This is a genomic window from Streptomyces sp. NPDC002386 (assembly GCF_053593175.1).
Window position 1 is genome coordinate 160044 of record NZ_JBSFBX010000010.1, and the last position, 15276, is coordinate 175319.

The 15276-nt window shown below is 71.8% G+C and carries 11 protein-coding genes; 8 read left to right on the forward strand and 3 right to left on the reverse strand.

Annotation, left to right across the window (positions count from 1 at the left end):
• Positions 1 to 47 precede the first annotated feature (47 nt).
• The gene (locus tag ACWCPN_RS21330) at positions 48 to 1628 is read left to right on the forward strand and encodes an acyl-CoA mutase large subunit family protein (protein WP_451208348.1); all 1581 of its coding nucleotides are present in this window, start codon (positions 48 to 50) and stop codon (positions 1626 to 1628) included.
• A 67-nt stretch (positions 1629 to 1695) separates the two neighbouring features.
• Complete coding sequence (leuE, locus tag ACWCPN_RS21335; RefSeq protein WP_199211698.1) at positions 1696 to 2346, forward strand: leucine efflux protein LeuE; 651 nt, start codon at positions 1696 to 1698, stop codon at positions 2344 to 2346.
• 191 nt (positions 2347 to 2537) lie between these two features.
• On the opposite strand, the gene ACWCPN_RS21340 is transcribed toward leuE, so the two are convergent.
• On the reverse strand, positions 2538 to 3707 hold the full coding sequence (locus tag ACWCPN_RS21340) for an acyltransferase family protein (protein ID WP_451208351.1): 1170 nt from the start codon (positions 3705 to 3707) through the stop codon (positions 2538 to 2540).
• Between the two features lie 264 nt (positions 3708 to 3971).
• Between ACWCPN_RS21340 and ACWCPN_RS21345 the strand changes: the two genes are divergently transcribed.
• Both ACWCPN_RS21345 and ACWCPN_RS21350 read left to right on the forward strand, forming a co-directional pair.
• On the forward strand, positions 3972 to 5429 hold the full coding sequence (locus ACWCPN_RS21345; protein WP_451208354.1) for a hypothetical protein: 1458 nt from the start codon (positions 3972 to 3974) through the stop codon (positions 5427 to 5429).
• Positions 5426 to 7741: a glycosyltransferase gene (locus tag ACWCPN_RS21350; RefSeq protein ID WP_451208356.1), complete on the forward strand. Its 2316-nt coding sequence runs from the start codon at positions 5426 to 5428 to the stop codon at positions 7739 to 7741. Before ACWCPN_RS21345 ends, ACWCPN_RS21350 begins: the two co-directional genes overlap by 4 nt.
• A gap of 54 nt (positions 7742 to 7795) precedes the next feature.
• Here ACWCPN_RS21350 and ACWCPN_RS21355 read toward each other — a convergent pair whose 3' ends face one another.
• Both ACWCPN_RS21355 and ACWCPN_RS21360 read right to left on the reverse strand, forming a co-directional pair.
• Positions 7796 to 9130 (reverse strand): alpha-2,8-polysialyltransferase family protein, encoded by a 1335-nt coding sequence (locus ACWCPN_RS21355; protein WP_451208359.1) that lies wholly within the window; start codon positions 9128 to 9130, stop codon positions 7796 to 7798.
• Positions 9127 to 10104 (reverse strand): glycosyltransferase family 2 protein, encoded by a 978-nt coding sequence (locus ACWCPN_RS21360; protein ID WP_451208362.1) that lies wholly within the window; start codon positions 10102 to 10104, stop codon positions 9127 to 9129. The genes ACWCPN_RS21355 and ACWCPN_RS21360 overlap by 4 nt, the downstream gene beginning before the upstream one ends.
• A 198-nt stretch (positions 10105 to 10302) precedes the next feature.
• On the opposite strand from ACWCPN_RS21360, the gene ACWCPN_RS21365 reads away from it, so the two are divergent.
• The 4 genes from ACWCPN_RS21365 to ACWCPN_RS21380 are packed head-to-tail and all read left to right on the forward strand — an operon-like array spanning position 10303 to position 15140.
• Positions 10303 to 11640, forward strand: coding sequence for a DUF6716 putative glycosyltransferase (locus ACWCPN_RS21365; RefSeq protein WP_451208365.1), 1338 nt, complete (start codon positions 10303 to 10305; stop codon positions 11638 to 11640).
• A gap of 32 nt (positions 11641 to 11672) precedes the next feature.
• Positions 11673 to 12989: a cytidylyltransferase domain-containing protein gene (locus tag ACWCPN_RS21370; protein WP_451208368.1), complete on the forward strand. Its 1317-nt coding sequence runs from the start codon at positions 11673 to 11675 to the stop codon at positions 12987 to 12989.
• Positions 12990 to 13003: 14 nt separating this feature from the next.
• Positions 13004 to 13942 carry an N-acetylneuraminate synthase family protein gene (locus ACWCPN_RS21375; protein WP_199211703.1) on the forward strand — a complete coding sequence of 313 codons (939 nt, stop codon included), beginning with the start codon at positions 13004 to 13006 and terminating at the stop codon, positions 13940 to 13942.
• A 49-nt stretch (positions 13943 to 13991) separates the two neighbouring features.
• Positions 13992 to 15140: a hypothetical protein gene (locus ACWCPN_RS21380; protein WP_451208371.1), complete on the forward strand. Its 1149-nt coding sequence runs from the start codon at positions 13992 to 13994 to the stop codon at positions 15138 to 15140.
• Positions 15141 to 15276 lie beyond the last annotated feature (136 nt).

The following is a 15276-nucleotide window of genomic DNA, read 5'->3' on the forward strand; positions in this document are numbered from 1 at the left end:
CTACGGGGCATGGTGAGGTGGTGTCGGAACGTACTGCGGAGGCATCCATGGCACGTGAGTCGGAGTCGGGGCTGCCGATCGAGCCGGTCTACGGACCCGGCGACCTGACCGGCTGGGACCCCGCCGGGAAACTCGGCGAACCGGGTGACTACCCCTACACGCGCGGGGTGTATCCCACGATGTACACCGGCCGGCCCTGGACCATGCGCCAGTACGCCGGCTTCGGTACGGCGGCGGAGTCCAACGCCCGCTACCGGCAGCTCATCGCCCACGGCACCACCGGTCTCTCCGTCGCCTTCGACCTGCCCACCCAGATGGGCCACGACTCCGACGCGCCCCTCGCGCACGGCGAGGTCGGCAAGGTCGGCGTGGCCATCGACTCGATCGAGGACATGCGGGTGCTGTTCGACGGCATCCCGCTGGACCAGGTCTCCACGTCGATGACGATCAACGCCCCGGCGGCTCTGCTGCTGCTCCTCTACCAACTGGTGGCGGAGGAGCAGGGCGTACCGGCGGACCGGCTGACCGGCACCATCCAGAACGACGTCCTGAAGGAGTACATCGCGCGCGGGACGTACATCTTCCCGCCGAAGCCCTCGCTGCGCCTGACGGCGGACATCTTCAAGTACTGCGGCGCCGAGATCCCCCGGTGGAACACCATCTCCATCTCCGGCTACCACATGGCCGAGGCGGGCGCCTCGCCCGCGCAGGAGATCGCCTTCACCCTCGCCGACGGCATCGAGTACGTCCGCACGGCCGTGGCGGCGGGCATGGACGTGGACGACTTCGCGCCCCGCCTCTCCTTCTTCTTCGTGGCCCGCACGACGCTGCTGGAGGAGGTCGCCAAGTTCCGGGCGGCGCGCAGGATCTGGGCGCGGGTGATGAGGGAGGAGTTCGGCGCGCGGAACCCCAAGTCCCTGATGCTGCGTTTCCACACCCAGACGGCGGGCGTCCAGCTGACCGCGCAGCAGCCGGAGGTGAACCTGGTCCGGGTCGCGGTGCAGGCGCTCGGCGCGGTCCTCGGCGGCACCCAGTCGCTGCACACCAACTCCTTCGACGAGGCGATCGCCCTGCCGACGGACAAAAGCGCCCGCCTGGCGCTGCGCACCCAGCAGGTGCTGGCGCACGAGACGGACGTGACGGCGACGGTCGACCCCTTCGCCGGCTCCTACGCGGTGGAGCGGCTGACCGACGACGTGGAGGCGGCCGCGCTGGACCTGATGCGCCGGGTCGAGGACCTGGGCGGCGCGGAGGCGGCGATCGAACAGGGCTTCCAGAAGGCCGAGATCGAGCGGAACGCCTACCGCATCGCCCAGGAGACCGACTCCGGGGAGCGCGTGGTGGTCGGCGTCAACCGCTTCCGGCTCGACGAGGAGGAGCCCTACGAGCCGCTTCGGGTGGACCCGGCGATCGAGGCCCGGCAGGCGGAGCGGCTGGTCCGGCTGCGGGCCGAGCGGGACGGGGGCGCGGTGGACGCGGCGCTGACCGCGCTGAAGAAGGCCGCGGCGGGCGAGGACAACGTCCTGTACCCGATGCGGGAGGCGCTGCGGGCGCGGGCGACGGTGGGCGAGGTGTGCGACGCCCTCCGGTCGGTCTGGGGCAGCCACGTGCCCGCGGACTCCTTCTGACCCGGGCCCGTCTCGCCCTCCGAAATCCCCGGCCGGACTGTCGTACCCCCGTGCGACACTCCTTGCCATGTTCGGCGTCATCGATCTCCCCACCTACCTGGCAGGGCTCGTCCTCATCGTGCTGCTGCCCGGTCCCAACTCGCTCTACGTCCTCTCCGTCGCGGCCCGGCGCGGCGTCCGGTCCGGCTACACCGCCGCCGCCGGCGTGTGGTGCGGGGACACGGTGCTGATGACGCTGTCCGCCGCCGGGGTCGCCTCGCTGCTGCAGGCCAACGCCGTGCTGTTCGGCATCGTGAAGTACGCCGGCGCCGGCTACCTGACCTGGCTGGCGATCGGGATGATGCGGGCCGCGTGGCAGATGTGGCGGACCCGGCGGGAGAAGACCGTCGAGGAGACCGCCGACGTCGTCGCGGCCGAGGAGCGGCCGTTCCGCCGCGCCCTCGTCGTCAGCCTCTTCAACCCCAAGGCGATCCTCTTTTTCGTCGCCTTCTTCGTGCAGTTCGTGGACCCGGGCTACGCCTACCCGGCGCTTTCCTTCGTCGTCCTCGGCGCCTTCGCGCAGGCGGCCAGCTTCCTGTACCTGAGCGCGCTGATATTCGGCGGCACCCGGCTCGCGGCCGCCTTCCGCCGACGCAAGCGCCTGTCGGCCACGGCCACCTCCGCGGCGGGCGCCCTGTTCCTCGGCTTCGCGCTCAAGCTGTCGCTGGCGAGCGCGTAGGGCGCGGGGCCGCCGGGCCTCCCGGACGGGCGGGAGCAGGTCGACCCCGCGCTCTCACCCCATGCGGACGCCGCACCCCCCGGGAGGTCGCCGCGGGTTCCGGAGTGCCCCGGGGATCGGTGCGGAAGCCGGGAAAGGTGAACGGATGACCAACGTCCGTACCGTCCGCCGGTTCGGCCGTTTCCCTTTCTCTATTTCGGCAGGGTGAACGACGCCGGAATTCCAGGTGTACGGGATTTCTTCAGCGCCTTCTTCAGGCGCGGGCCGAATGGTTTCTCCACGAACCGGTGCATCAGCCACGCGAGTGCCAGCATGCCCAGCACGGTCGCCGCGAGCGTCGGATGGGCGGGCAGCCCGAGGCCCCGGTGCAGCACCCGGATGACGAACCAGCCCAGGTGCTCGTGGACCAGGTAGAACGGGTAGGTCAGCGCGCCGGCCGTGGCCAGCCAGGACCAGTTCGCCCACCGGGTCCAGCCCAGTGCCACGGCCGCCACGGCGGCGAAGGCCAGGGTGACGATCAGCAGGATGACGAGCGGGACGCGGACGAAGTCGCCGTGCGCGCCCGGATGCCACAGCCCGCTCGTCGCGGTGCTCTGCCCGAGCAGCCAGGAGACGGCCACGATGCCCCAGAGCAGCAGGTCGCCGCCGAAGCGGTGGATCAGGTAGAGGGCGAGGCCGCCGACGAAGAAGGGAGCGTACTCCGGCATGACGATCTGGTCCGTCAGCGCGTTGCCGCTGGTGCGGCACACCACCGCCGCGAGCGTCCACACGGAGGCGAACAGCACCACCCGCCGGTAGGTGACCCCGCGCACGACGACGAACAGGGCGAACAGCGCGTAGAAGCGCACCTCGACCCAGAGCGTCCAGCACACGCCCAGCACCCGCGGCGCGCCCATGGGCTGCTGGAGCATCGTCAGGTTGACCAGGAACTGGTCCGGCCGGACCGCGTGCACCACGGCCGGCAGCACCAGGGCGGCGCCGGTGACCAGCACCAGGGCCACCCAGTAGGCGGGGTAGAGACGGGCGACCCGGGATCTGAAGAAGTCGCCGAGGCTGCGGCCCCAGCTGCTCATGCAGATGACGAAACCGCTGATGACGAAGAAGAACTGGACGCCCAGACAGCCGTACGTCGCCACCTGGGACAGGGACGGGAAGACGCGTGACGGGCTCTGGTGCCAGGACTCCGAGACCGTGCCGCCGCGTCCGGCGTAGTGGTAGAGGCAGACCATCAGCGCGGCCACGAGCCGCAGACCGTCCAGGGCGTGCAGCCGGCCCCGCTCCCGGGTGCGGGCGGGGGCCGAGCCCGCCTCGGGCACCGGGGGAGCGGGGACGTCGGCGAGGGAAGGCGAAGAAGCAGGCATGGTGCCCCAGAACCTAGTCGATAAAACGCTGATAATCCCGATCCCATTTGTGAAAGTCCCCGGTGCCCAGGTATCGGATCACCGGTACCTGGGCGAATCACGGAAACGGCTTGGTTGACAGCCCAACCATTCGCCGTGCCGTTCGAATTCGTTCACCCGGACGTTGTTTTGGCTTCCTAGTTTCTCCATCAACCCCCACGTTTCGGCAAACCCATGGCATGCCGCCGTATACACAGTCTTTGCTTGGCACACATCAGGAGAGCTATGACGAGGGTCCAGAACCGGCGGACGCCCGCTAGTGGAGGGGGACTGGAGGACTGCCTGCGCGCCTGCGCCGTTCACAGCGGCAAACTCGTGGGCAGCCTCGACCGCCGGCGCACGGAACTGGCCGAGCAGCTGCGCAGGCTGCTCGTGGTGGCCAGCACCGCCGGGACCGCCGCCCCCGCGCCCGCCCCGGCCGGCGGCGCGACCGCGCTGCTCAAGCGGGCCGTCAAGGGCCCCGGCGTGCCCGCCGGCGGCATGGGCAACGACCTGCTGGACGCCCTGCTGGCCGTCGCGGGCAAGGCCCTGGAGTGCGGCTACGACGACGAGCTGCACCTCGCCCTGCGGATCAGCGACACCGTCCTCGACCGGCGCCGCAACTCCCGGGCCGGCTGGCGGCTGCGCGCCCGCGTCCTGGAGGCGCTCGGCGAGGAGCGCGAGGCCGTCCAGGCCTACGAGCGCTATCTGGAGCTGACCGAGGAGGACGGCTTCGGCGTGGCCGCCCGGATCACCGGGCTGCGCCGGGCCGCCGAGCGCGAGCGCGACCTGCTCGCCCTGCTGGAGCGCCAGTGCCCGCGCGCCGCGGACTTCGCCCGGCGACCCGCCACCGACGTCTGGGCCGAGGGCCTCGCCCTGCACGCCGGCGGCGACTGGGAGGCGGCCGAACCCCGCCTGGTCGGCGCCCTGCTGGCGCACGCCGCCGAGCAGGCCCCGGTCGCCGACCGGCAGGAACTGCTCGGCCAGTACCTCGAACTGCGCACCGGCATCCCCGGCGGCGACCTCACCGAGGCCGTCGCCCTCTACGCCGAACAGCGCCGGGTCCGCATGCGCGGCCCGGTCGCCGACCCCACCGTCGGCGGCGTGAACTGGATCGGCCTCGGCGAGTTCCGCAACCTGATCGCCGGAAAGTCCGTGTGCCTGATCGCCAACTCGGGCCGCGTGGGCCAGAGCGGCCTCGGCAAAGCGATCGACGACTACGACCTCGTCGTGCGCTTCAACTCCTACCGGATCGACCCGAAGCACACCGGCGGCCGCACCGACATCCACGCCACCATCCACAAGCACGGCTTCAACTGGGGCAAGCCGGTGACCACCCGGCTCGTCTTCGGCGGCGTCTCCGGCGACTGGAAGCACTCGCTGCGCAACCGCCTGGTGCCCGGCGCCCAGCGCCACCTGGGCGACGAGTCGCTGCGCTGGCCCGTCCGCAACATCGGACGGCTCGGCAACGACGTGTGGTCAGGAATCCCCACCACCGGCTTCAACACGCTGTGGCTGCTGGACTTCCTGGACGTCAGCCCCGTCCTCGACCTGATCGGCTTCGACTTCTACGAGAGCGGCGCCTACCGCGTGCCGGAGGCCATGAAGCTCGCGATCACGTCCGTGCACGAATACACCAGCGAGAAGGCATGGGTCATGGAGCGGGCCCAGAGCGTGACCGACATGAGGATATCCCTGCGATGACCACCGCCACCCCGGTAGTACCGGAGACCTCCGCACACGCGCTGACCGGCAAGCGGCGCATCGCCTTCGCGAGCTTCGTCGACGAGAACTACCTGCCCGGGTTCCTCGTCCTGCTGCGCAGCCTCGCCCTGTCCAACCCCGGCGTCTGCGAGGACTTCGTCGTCCTGCACGACGACCTCAAGCCCTCCTCCGTCGCCCGCATCCGCGCCCTGCACCCGAGGATCGTGCTGCGCCGCGTCGACGCCGCCCACTACGACTCCTACGCCAAGGGCGACCAGGACAACTACCTCGTCCGCAAGGCGTACTTCATCCTCGACGTCTTCCGGCTGCGCGACTACGACACGGTCATCACCCTGGACACCGACATGGTCGTCCTCGGCGACCTGCGCGAACTGCTCTCCCTGCGCGAGGGGCTCGCGGCCGTGCCGCAGTTCTTCTACGGGCAGCACAAGCTCAACTCCGGGCTGCTGGTCATCCAGCGCGAGTACCTCTCCGACGCGTTCTGCGCCCGGCTCGACGCGGTCGGGCGCGGCGGCGGCTACGAACTCGACAAGCACGACCAGGGCATCCTCAACGCCGTCCTCGACGGCGACTTCGTCCGCCTGGACACCCGCTACAACTTCGTCAAGCGGCGCCTGTCCGGCGACCTGCCGGTCCCGGACGACACCGCGATCCTGCACTTCACCGGCCGGCACAAGCCCTGGCAGGGCGGCGAGGCCGGATACCAGCGGGCCGAGGAGCGCTGGCGCGAGTATGAGCTGTCCGACGCCGACTTCCACGCGGCCTACCTGGGCAGCGGCGGCACCCTCCACCACGACCTGCTGGTGCACTACGGCACCCCGCACGTGCGGCGCACCGGGGACGTGGAGGCCGCCCGCAAGGTCGCCGCCGCACACATCGGGGCCGGCGAGTACCAGGACGCCGTCGACCTCCTGAGCGGTGTGCGCATCCCGCTGGACGAGGCCTGGCCGCACGAGGTGTTCGGGCACGCCCTGATGAGCGTCTCGCGCTACGCGGAGGCGAAGACCCAGCTCCTGCTGGCCACCGCCGCCCCCAACCGGGCCGCCACCGCCTACGCCCGCCTCGCCCAGATGGCCTGGGTGCACGGCGACAACGCCGAGGCGCTGAAGCACGCCACCGCCGGCCTCACCGTCGACCCCACCCACCGCTCCAGCCGGCTGTGGGCCCAGCGCGCCGCCGCCGTCCCGGCCCAGGAGCAGGGCGCCGCCGAGGACCAGCTCGCCCACGTCGCCTTCTACATGGACCGGCAGGGCAACGCCGGCGACAAGCTGCTGCCCGAGACCGTCCGGCTCGCCTTCGGCCCCGACACCACCTCCCGCCGCTGGACCTCCGTCCACGCCCACCGGCTGTTCGACAGGGCCGCCCTGGAACGGGTCAACGCCCGGCGCGGCCTGGTCATCGGCGGCGGCGGACTGTTCATCCCCGACACCATGCCCAACGGCAACAGCGCCTGGCAGTGGAACGTCCCGGACGAGCACCTGCGCGCCGTCGACGTGCCGGTCGTGGTGTTCGCGGTCGGCTTCAACGCCTTCGACGGGCAGTCGTACCGCGCCCGGCGGTTCAACGAGAGCCTGCGGCTGCTGGTGGAGAAGTCCGCCTTCTTCGGACTGCGCAACCACGGCTCCATCGCCAGGGTCCGCTCCCTGCTCCCGCCCGAGCTGCACGACCGGGTCGTCTTTCAGCCCTGCCCGACCACGGTCATGCGCCAGTTGGTGGCCGGCTGGACCGACCCGGCGTACCGCGAGGACACCGTCCTGCTGAACGCCGCCTACGACCGCGCGGGCTTGCGCTTCGGGCACGACTACGGGCACTTCCTCGCCGAGACGGCGAAGGCCGTGCGCGCGATCGGCGCCCACACCGAGGTCCGCTGCGTCGCGCACTCCCTGGACGACGAGCGGATCGCCTTCGACCTGCGCCGCGAACACGGGATCTCGCTCCCGGTGATCCCGATGTACGACTTCGACAACGACGCCATCCGCGAGACCTACGCGAGGACGAAGCTGGTCATCGGCATGCGCGGGCACGCCGGCATGATCCCCTTCGGGGTCGGCACGCCCATCGTCAGCCTGATCTCGCACCCGAAGATGGCGTACTTCCTCAGCGACATCGAGCGCCCCGAATGGGGTGTCTCGGTGCACGAGCGGAACCTGGGCGAGGTGCTCACCGAACGGGCGCTCGACATCCTCGACCACCACGACCGGGCCGTCGCCGACGTGCACGGCCGGCAGGAACTGCTGTGGCAGGTCACCCAGGAGAACGCGGCCCGGATCCGCACGGTCCTCGGCCGCTGAACACCGCGGAGGGCGGGCCCGCGAAGGGCCCGCCCTGTGAGGGAAAGGGGATGATCAGCGGCGGACGACGCGGCGCAGACCGCGCGCCCTGCGCGCCATCCGGCGGACCGTGGCGTTGCGCGGGATGAACGCGAGCTGGGACGGCATCCCGCCGGGCAGTGCCAGCGAGGTCAGCCGCTTGCGCTTGAAGTAGCGCAGGGTCCGGGCGTCCAGGCTGCCCGCGAGGTACCGCTCGGTCTCGCCGCGCAGCCCGGGCAGGATCTTCGGCTGCATCGCGAAGCCCACCGCGCGGACCAGCTCGCCCAGCGCCGCCACGTCCATGCCCGGCCGCCCCTCGCGGACCGCGGCGAGGTCGTCCAGGTCCGGCAGCAGCGCGTCGACCACGGTGACCGGGATCCGGTTGCTGTTCTCGAACGGCGTCAGCCGCTCCAGCAGCATCCCGGTGCCGATCCGGGCCACCGGCAGGCCGTACAGCGCCGCGGCGGTGAGCAGGGCGGTGGAGAAGCAGCCCACGACCAGCGCCGGACGCGTCCGCTGGTACAGCACCTCGGCGAGGACCGGCGTCTCCAGCACGGTGAGGTCCACCCCGAGCCGCTCCGCCTCCTCCTCCAGCGTGCGGGTGAAGCGCGCGGGGGCGGTGGGGTGCGGCTTGAACACCACCGTGCCGTGCCCGAGCCGATGGGCACCGCGCAGCATCCGCACATGCAGGTCCTCCTCCTCCTCGGGGGTGAGGATCCCCAGCGCGGACAGGTACTGGCCGAGCAGCAGCGCCGGCTCCTCCACCGCGGGCAGCTCGTCGGCCGGCGGCGAGAGTTCGGCCAGGACCTTGGTGAAGGCTGCCGTCGGCACGATCTCCGCCGGGACGCCGAACTCGGTGAGCAGCAGCGGCTCCAGGTCCGGCACCAGGTCCAGGTGGAGCACCCGGTCCACCCGGGTGCCGACCAGCGGGTCGATCTTGTTCCGGGTGGGGCCGTAGCTCATCAGGCCGTCCGCGTAGACGGTGACCGGGGCGCCGGTGAAGATCTGGGCGAGCGAGAGCGACGGGTTGACCTGGATCGACTCCACGGCCAGCTCCACGTCCTCGTCCCCGAGCCGCCACTCGTGGCGCAGATACCGCTCCCAGAGCGGCAGGTCCTCCGGCCGGGGCGCCCAGCCGCCGGGGTGGAAGGGGAAGATCGCCTCGTTGTACGACAGCACCTCGTCGAAGCGCTCGCGCAGCCGCTCGAAGCCGGGCATCAGGTCCGGTCCCGGCGTGGTCTCGGGCGTGGCCGCGTTGTTGCAGACCAGCAGGATCCGCCGGTCGGCGGGGCGGAAGCAGCCGGAGTCCAGGGCGGCCGCCAGGGTGGCCGTGCCGTAGAGCGTCGACGCCTGGAAGATCTGGGTGGTCACGCGGCGGCTCCCGCGGGGGCGGGGCGGCGGCGCAGCCGGCGCAGCTTGGTGGCGCGTTCCAGGTCCATGGAGTCCAGCGCCTCGTCCAGGACCTCCTGCGGCATGCGCCGCAGCGCCGCCGTACTCATGGATTTCAGTTTTCTCGCCACCGCCGGCTCGAACCTTTCGATGGATCCCAGGTGATGGGAAATGATGGCGCAATACGTGCGGACGGCCTTCGGCAGCAGCACACCGGCTTCCGGGTCCTCGGCGGTTTCCGCGACGACCTGATCGAAAGCGCGGATGAAATCGAGCTGACGGACATCACCGATCTGGGTGAGAGATGAGGCGACCCCGCGCCGGTAGAACACCCCGAGCAGGCCGACCGCGGCGAACGACCGCGCCTCCCGGTGCAGCTTCCAGATCCACGGCCGGTCCTCGGCCGTGCGCAGCCCGTCGGTGAAGTGCAGCAGCCCCTTGTCCACCAGCCGGCGGTGGTAGACGCCCGCCCAGGCGTAGGCATAGTCCACGGAGGTCGACCGGTCCGCGGGCAGGATCGCCTCGCGCGGGTCCAGCACCACGTTCCGCCGCCCGACCGGCACCCGGTGCACGGTGCGGGCCCGCGCCGTGCACTGCACATGGTCGGTGCGCAGGAAGTCGCAGCCCAGTTCCTCGATGGCGGCGACCAGCTTCGGGTAGTAGCCGGGGGCGAGCCAGTCGTCCCCGTCCAGGAAGGTCAGGTACTCGCCGCGCGCCCGGTCGATGCCGGTGTTGCGGGCGGTCGCCAGACCCCCGTTCCGCTCGTGCCGGACGACGACCGCGCCCGGCAGCTCGCGCTCCGCGCGCGCGAGGATCTCTGGTGTCCCGTCGCGGGAACAATCGTCGACGAGAATGAATTCGAAGTCCTCACGCGCGTTCGCACCGAGGCTCCTCAGGGTGTCGGGCGCGTATTGCTGCACGTTGTAGAACGGCACGATGACGGAGAGCTTGACCACGTCACGGACGTTAGGGCGAAGCCCGTCATTCGTCTTGACCGTCGGCTTGATGCCGGGTGAACGACGCGTGGCGAAGCTGTGAACCGGGGCTTTTCCCGCGCCGATCGCGGCCCGATTCGCCATTCGGCGATGTGCTGTTAACCGTTTGTTGCATTCGGGTTGGGCGGAACCTCGGAATGCCTTCCTAGCGTCTTCGGCGTGCCAGCAAGTGCAACGAAGTCCCTGCGGATCGCCGTCCTGGCGGACTCCGACACCCGGTGGAAGTGGGGCGCGCTCACCGCGCGACGCCTCGCCCCCACCGGTGCCGACGTCCGGCTCGACGGCTACCTCCTGCGCGGACGAGCCACCCCCACCGCCCGCCAGCTCCGGGAGGTCGGCGTCCGCGCCGACTCCCTCAGCGAGGTCACCGGCGTCCAGTTCCTGCGCGCCATGAGCGAGAACGCCGAGGAGCCGTACGACGTCCTCGTCCTCGCCCTGGTCGGCGGCGGTGTGCAGGCGATGCTGCACGGGCTGCGCAACGCCTGGGCCTCCGGCGGTCGCCCCGTCGTCGTCACCGGATACGTCGGTGTCGTCTACGAGAAGCTCGCCGACGGCCTGCTGCTGCGCCACGGAGCCGATCTCGTCCTCGCGAACTCGGCCCACGACGCGGACCGCTTCCGGGCCGTGTACGAAGGGGTCGGCGCCGACGCCGCCGCGGTCACCGAGGTCGCGCTGCCCTTCCTCGGCGGGGAGCCCTACGCCGGCGAACACGACCCGTACACCGTGGTGTTCGCGGCCCAGCCGTCCGTCCCGGACAGCCGCCGGGACCGCGCCTACCTGCTGAACCGGCTCATCGAGCACGCCCGCCGGCACCCCGGGCGCGAGGTGCTGCTGAAGCTGCGCTCCAAGCCCGGCGAACACACCACCCACATCGAGGAACTGCCCTACCAGAAGCTGGTCCAGGGCATGGCGCCGCCAGCCAACTTCCGCCTGGTCTACGGCCACATGGGCGAGGTGCTGGACCGCACCGACCTGCTGGTCACGGTCAGCTCCACGGCCGCCCTCGAGGCCCTGCACCGGCGCATCCCCACGGCCGTCCTGACCGACCTGGGCGTGCGCGAGGTGCTCGGCAACCACCACTTCACCGGCTCCGGCTGCCTGGCCTCCTGGGACCAGCTCGACGCCGGGCACCGCCCGGCCGCCGACCCGGAGTGGCTGGCCCGGCAGGGCGTGTGCGCTGGGGGCGCCCCCTCCGGGGGAGGTTCCTACGGGACCGCCTTCGACACCGCCCGCGAACGCATCACCAGGCTGCTGGACCGGCCGGGCGGCCTGCCGCCCCTGAACCCCTACTACACACCCGAGACCGCGCCCGGCTACCTGCCCGGCATCCTCGCCCGCCACCACCTCGGCCCCGACGGCGCCCCGCTGCCCGGCGCGCCCGCCGCCGACAAGGAGCCCGGCCCCGTCCGCCAGATCGTGCGCCGGGCCGCGCGCGGCGCCTACCGCCACGGCGTGCAGCGGGTGGCCCCCGTGATCCGACGGATGGGGGAGCTGTGAGCGGCCGGATCCCACGTCAAGGAGAGAACCCCATGCCCCACACGGAAGCGGAACAGGGCGCCTCGGTGCCCCGGGTGCTCGCGGTGATCCCCGCCCGCGGCGGCTCCAAGGGCGTACCCGCGAAGAACCTCGCCCCGGTCGGCGGCATCCCGCTGGTCACCCGCGCGGTGCGCGAGTGCCGGGCGACCCGCCTGGTCACCGACGTCGTGGTCTCCACCGACGACCAGGCCATCGCCGCCGCGGCCCGCCAGGCCGGCGCCGAGGTCGTACTCCGCCCCGCCGCCATAGCCGGGGACACGGCGACCTCGGAGGCCGCCGTCCTGCACGCCATGGACGCGCACGAGGCCCTGCACGGCGCGGCCGTCGACGCCGTCCTGCTGGTGCAGTGCACCAGCCCGTTCCTGGTCCGCGAGGACGTGGACGCGGTCGCCGCCGCCGTCGTCGAGAACGGCGCGGACACCGCCGTGACCGTCGCCGCCTTCCACGGCTTCGTCTGGCGGGACGCGGCCGACGACCCGGTGACGGCCGGCACCGACCGGGCCGCCGCCGTCGGCACCGCCCTGACGGCGGCCGACACCACCACGGTGCCCGGCACCAGGACGACCGGCGGCGGCTACGGCGTCAACCACGACAAGTCGTTCCGCCCCCGCCGCCAGGACCGCCCCCAGGACCTGCTGGAGACCGGCGCCGCCTACGCGATGGCCGCGCCCGGCTTCCGCGAGCACGGGCACCGCTTCTTCGGCCACACCGAGCTGGTCCGCACCGACCCGGCCCGGGTGCTGGAGATCGACGACCCGCACGACCTGGCCCGCGCCCGGGCCCTCGCCCCGCTCTTCGACGCGGATCGGCCCGGCGCCCTCCCCGCCCACGACGACATCGACGCCGTGGTCCTCGACTTCGACGGCACCCAGACCGACGACCGGGTGCTGATCGACTCCGACGGACGGGAGTTCGTCTCCGTGCACCGCGGCGACGGACTCGGCATCGCGGCCCTCCGCAGGAGCGGCCTGAAGATGCTGATCCTGTCCACGGAACAGAACCCTGTGGTCGCCGCCCGCGCCCGGAAGCTCAAGCTCCCGGTACTGCACGGCATCGACCGCAAGGACCTCGCCCTCAAGCAGTGGTGCGAGGAGCAGGGCATCGCGCCGGAGCGCGTGCTCTACGTCGGCAACGACGTCAACGACCTCCCGTGCTTCGCCCTCGTCGGCTGGCCCGTGGCGGTCGCGAGCGCCCACGACGTCGTACGCGGCGCCGCACGCGCGGTCACCACCGTCCCCGGCGGTGACGGCGCGATCCGAGAGATCGCCAGCTGGATCCTCGGCCCCTCTCTCGATTCCCTCCCCAAGTAAGGACATCTCCTGCCATGAGCACCAACTCCCGCATCCGCACCTTCGGTACGCGCGAGGCCGGCCCGGGCCGCCCCGTCTACATCTGCGGTGAGATCGGCATCAACCACAACGGTGAGCTGGAGAACGCCTTCAAGCTCATCGACGTGGCCGCCGAGGCCGGCTGCGACGCCGTGAAGTTCCAGAAGCGCACCCCCGAGATCTGCACCCCGCGCGACCAGTGGGACATCGAGCGCGACACCCCCTGGGGCCGGATGACCTACATCGACTACCGTCACCGGGTCGAGTTCGGCGAGGACGAGTACCGCCAGATCGACGAGTACTGCAAGAGCAAGAACATCGACTGGTTCGCCTCCCCGTGGGACACCGAGGCCGTCGCCTTCCTGGAGAAGTTCGACGTCCCCGCCCACAAGGTGGCCTCCGCCTCCCTCACCGACGACGAGCTGCTCCGCGCCCTGCGCGCCACCGGCCGCACCGTCATCCTGTCCTCCGGCATGTCGACCCCGAAGCAGATCCGCCACGCGGTCGAGGTCCTGGGCAGCGAGAACATCCTGCTCTGCCACGCCACCTCGACGTACCCGGCGAAGGCCGAGGAACTCAACCTCCGGGTCATCAACACCCTGCAGGACGAGTACCCGAACGTCCCGATCGGCTACTCCGGCCACGAGACCGGCCTGCAGACCACGCTGGCCGCCGTCGCCCTCGGCGCCGCCTTCGTCGAGCGCCACATCACCCTCGACCGCGCCATGTGGGGTTCCGACCAGGCCGCCTCCGTGGAGCCGCAGGGCCTCACGCGCCTCGTCCGCGACATCCGCACCATCGAGGCCTCCCTCGGTGACGGCGTCAAGAAGGTCTACGACTCCGAGATGGGCCCGATGAAGAAGCTGCGCCGCGTCACCGGAGTCGTCGCCGAGGCGGAGATCGCGGCGGCCGCGGGCGAGCCGGTCGCGGTCTGAGCACCCCGATCGCCCAACGGTTGCCCTGAGACGGGACGGTCGTACGCCGATGAGCCCCCGCGCCGGTCACCCCGGCCACTCCGCCCGCACGCTCGCCTTCGTGGAGAGCCCGGTACAGCTGCTGAACGTACTGGAGTGGGCGCACCTGCACGGCCTGCAGGGCGCGCAAGCGGACGCACTGCCGTCCGTGCCCGCGCAGATACGCCGGTCACCGGCCGGTGCTCCGCCACCGGCCGACGCGGAGCTCACCCTCGTCGTGCTGTCCCCGACCGACCCCATGACCCGGGGCCAGCTCCGCCGCATGGCGGACCTGGCCCGGGACGAGGGGTACCGGGTGCGCTGGGAGGAGGCGCGGGGCGGCACGACCGCGCCCTTCCACACCATCGGCGGCCTGGCCGGCCAACTGCGCCGCGCCGACCGCATCGTCATGGGGGACCCCTTCTCCCGGTACGTGCAACTGCTCCTGACCATCACCCGGGCCCGCGATCTCGTCGTCGTCGACGACGGCACCGCAACCATGGAGTTCGTCGCCCAGCTGGCCCGCGGCGAACGCCTGGTCCGCTGGCACCGCAAGGGCGGCCGCCCCGGCCCCCGCGACCTGCTGTTCGCCCCGGTCTCCTCCTCGGCCCGGCGCCGGCTCACGCCGAGCGAGCACCGCCGCGTCGAGGTCTTCTCCTCCATGCCGGTGACCGAGACCCCGGACGGCGTCACGGTCACCGCCAACGACTTCGCCTGGACCCGCGCCCGCTTCGGCCCGCCGCGCATCACGACGAGCGCCGACATGGTCGGCACCTCCCTGGTCGAGACCGGCGTCGTCGACGGCGACCGCTACCTGGCCGCCGTCCAGTCCCTGGCCAGGGCCCACGGAGCCACCCGCTACTTCGCCCACCGCCGCGAGGCCACCGGCAAACTCCACCGCCTGGCCACGCAGACGGGCCTGGAGATCGTCCGCCCCGACCTCCCCCTGGAACTCATCGCCCGCCGAGGCCCCATCGGCCGCACCATCCTCAGCTTCCCCTCCACCGTCGTCCACACCCTGCCGCTGGCCCTGGCCGGCACGGGCGTCCGCGTGGCGGTCTGCGACATCGACCCCACCTGGCTCACCGAGACCGCCTCACCACGGGCGCAGGGGTTCCTGTCGGGGGTCACGGGGACGGCGCGGGACGTGCATCGGCTGGCGGCGGTGGGGTTGGCCTGAGAGGCGCGAGCCCCTCGACGGTCTTCGCCACCGACGTGCCCGGCAAGGAACGGAACGCGGCCCCGGACCGGGTGCGGGCCTCCCCGAGCCGATCCGGTCGTGGCCCTCCTACCCTTGAGCCAGGGGCGCAGGCCGC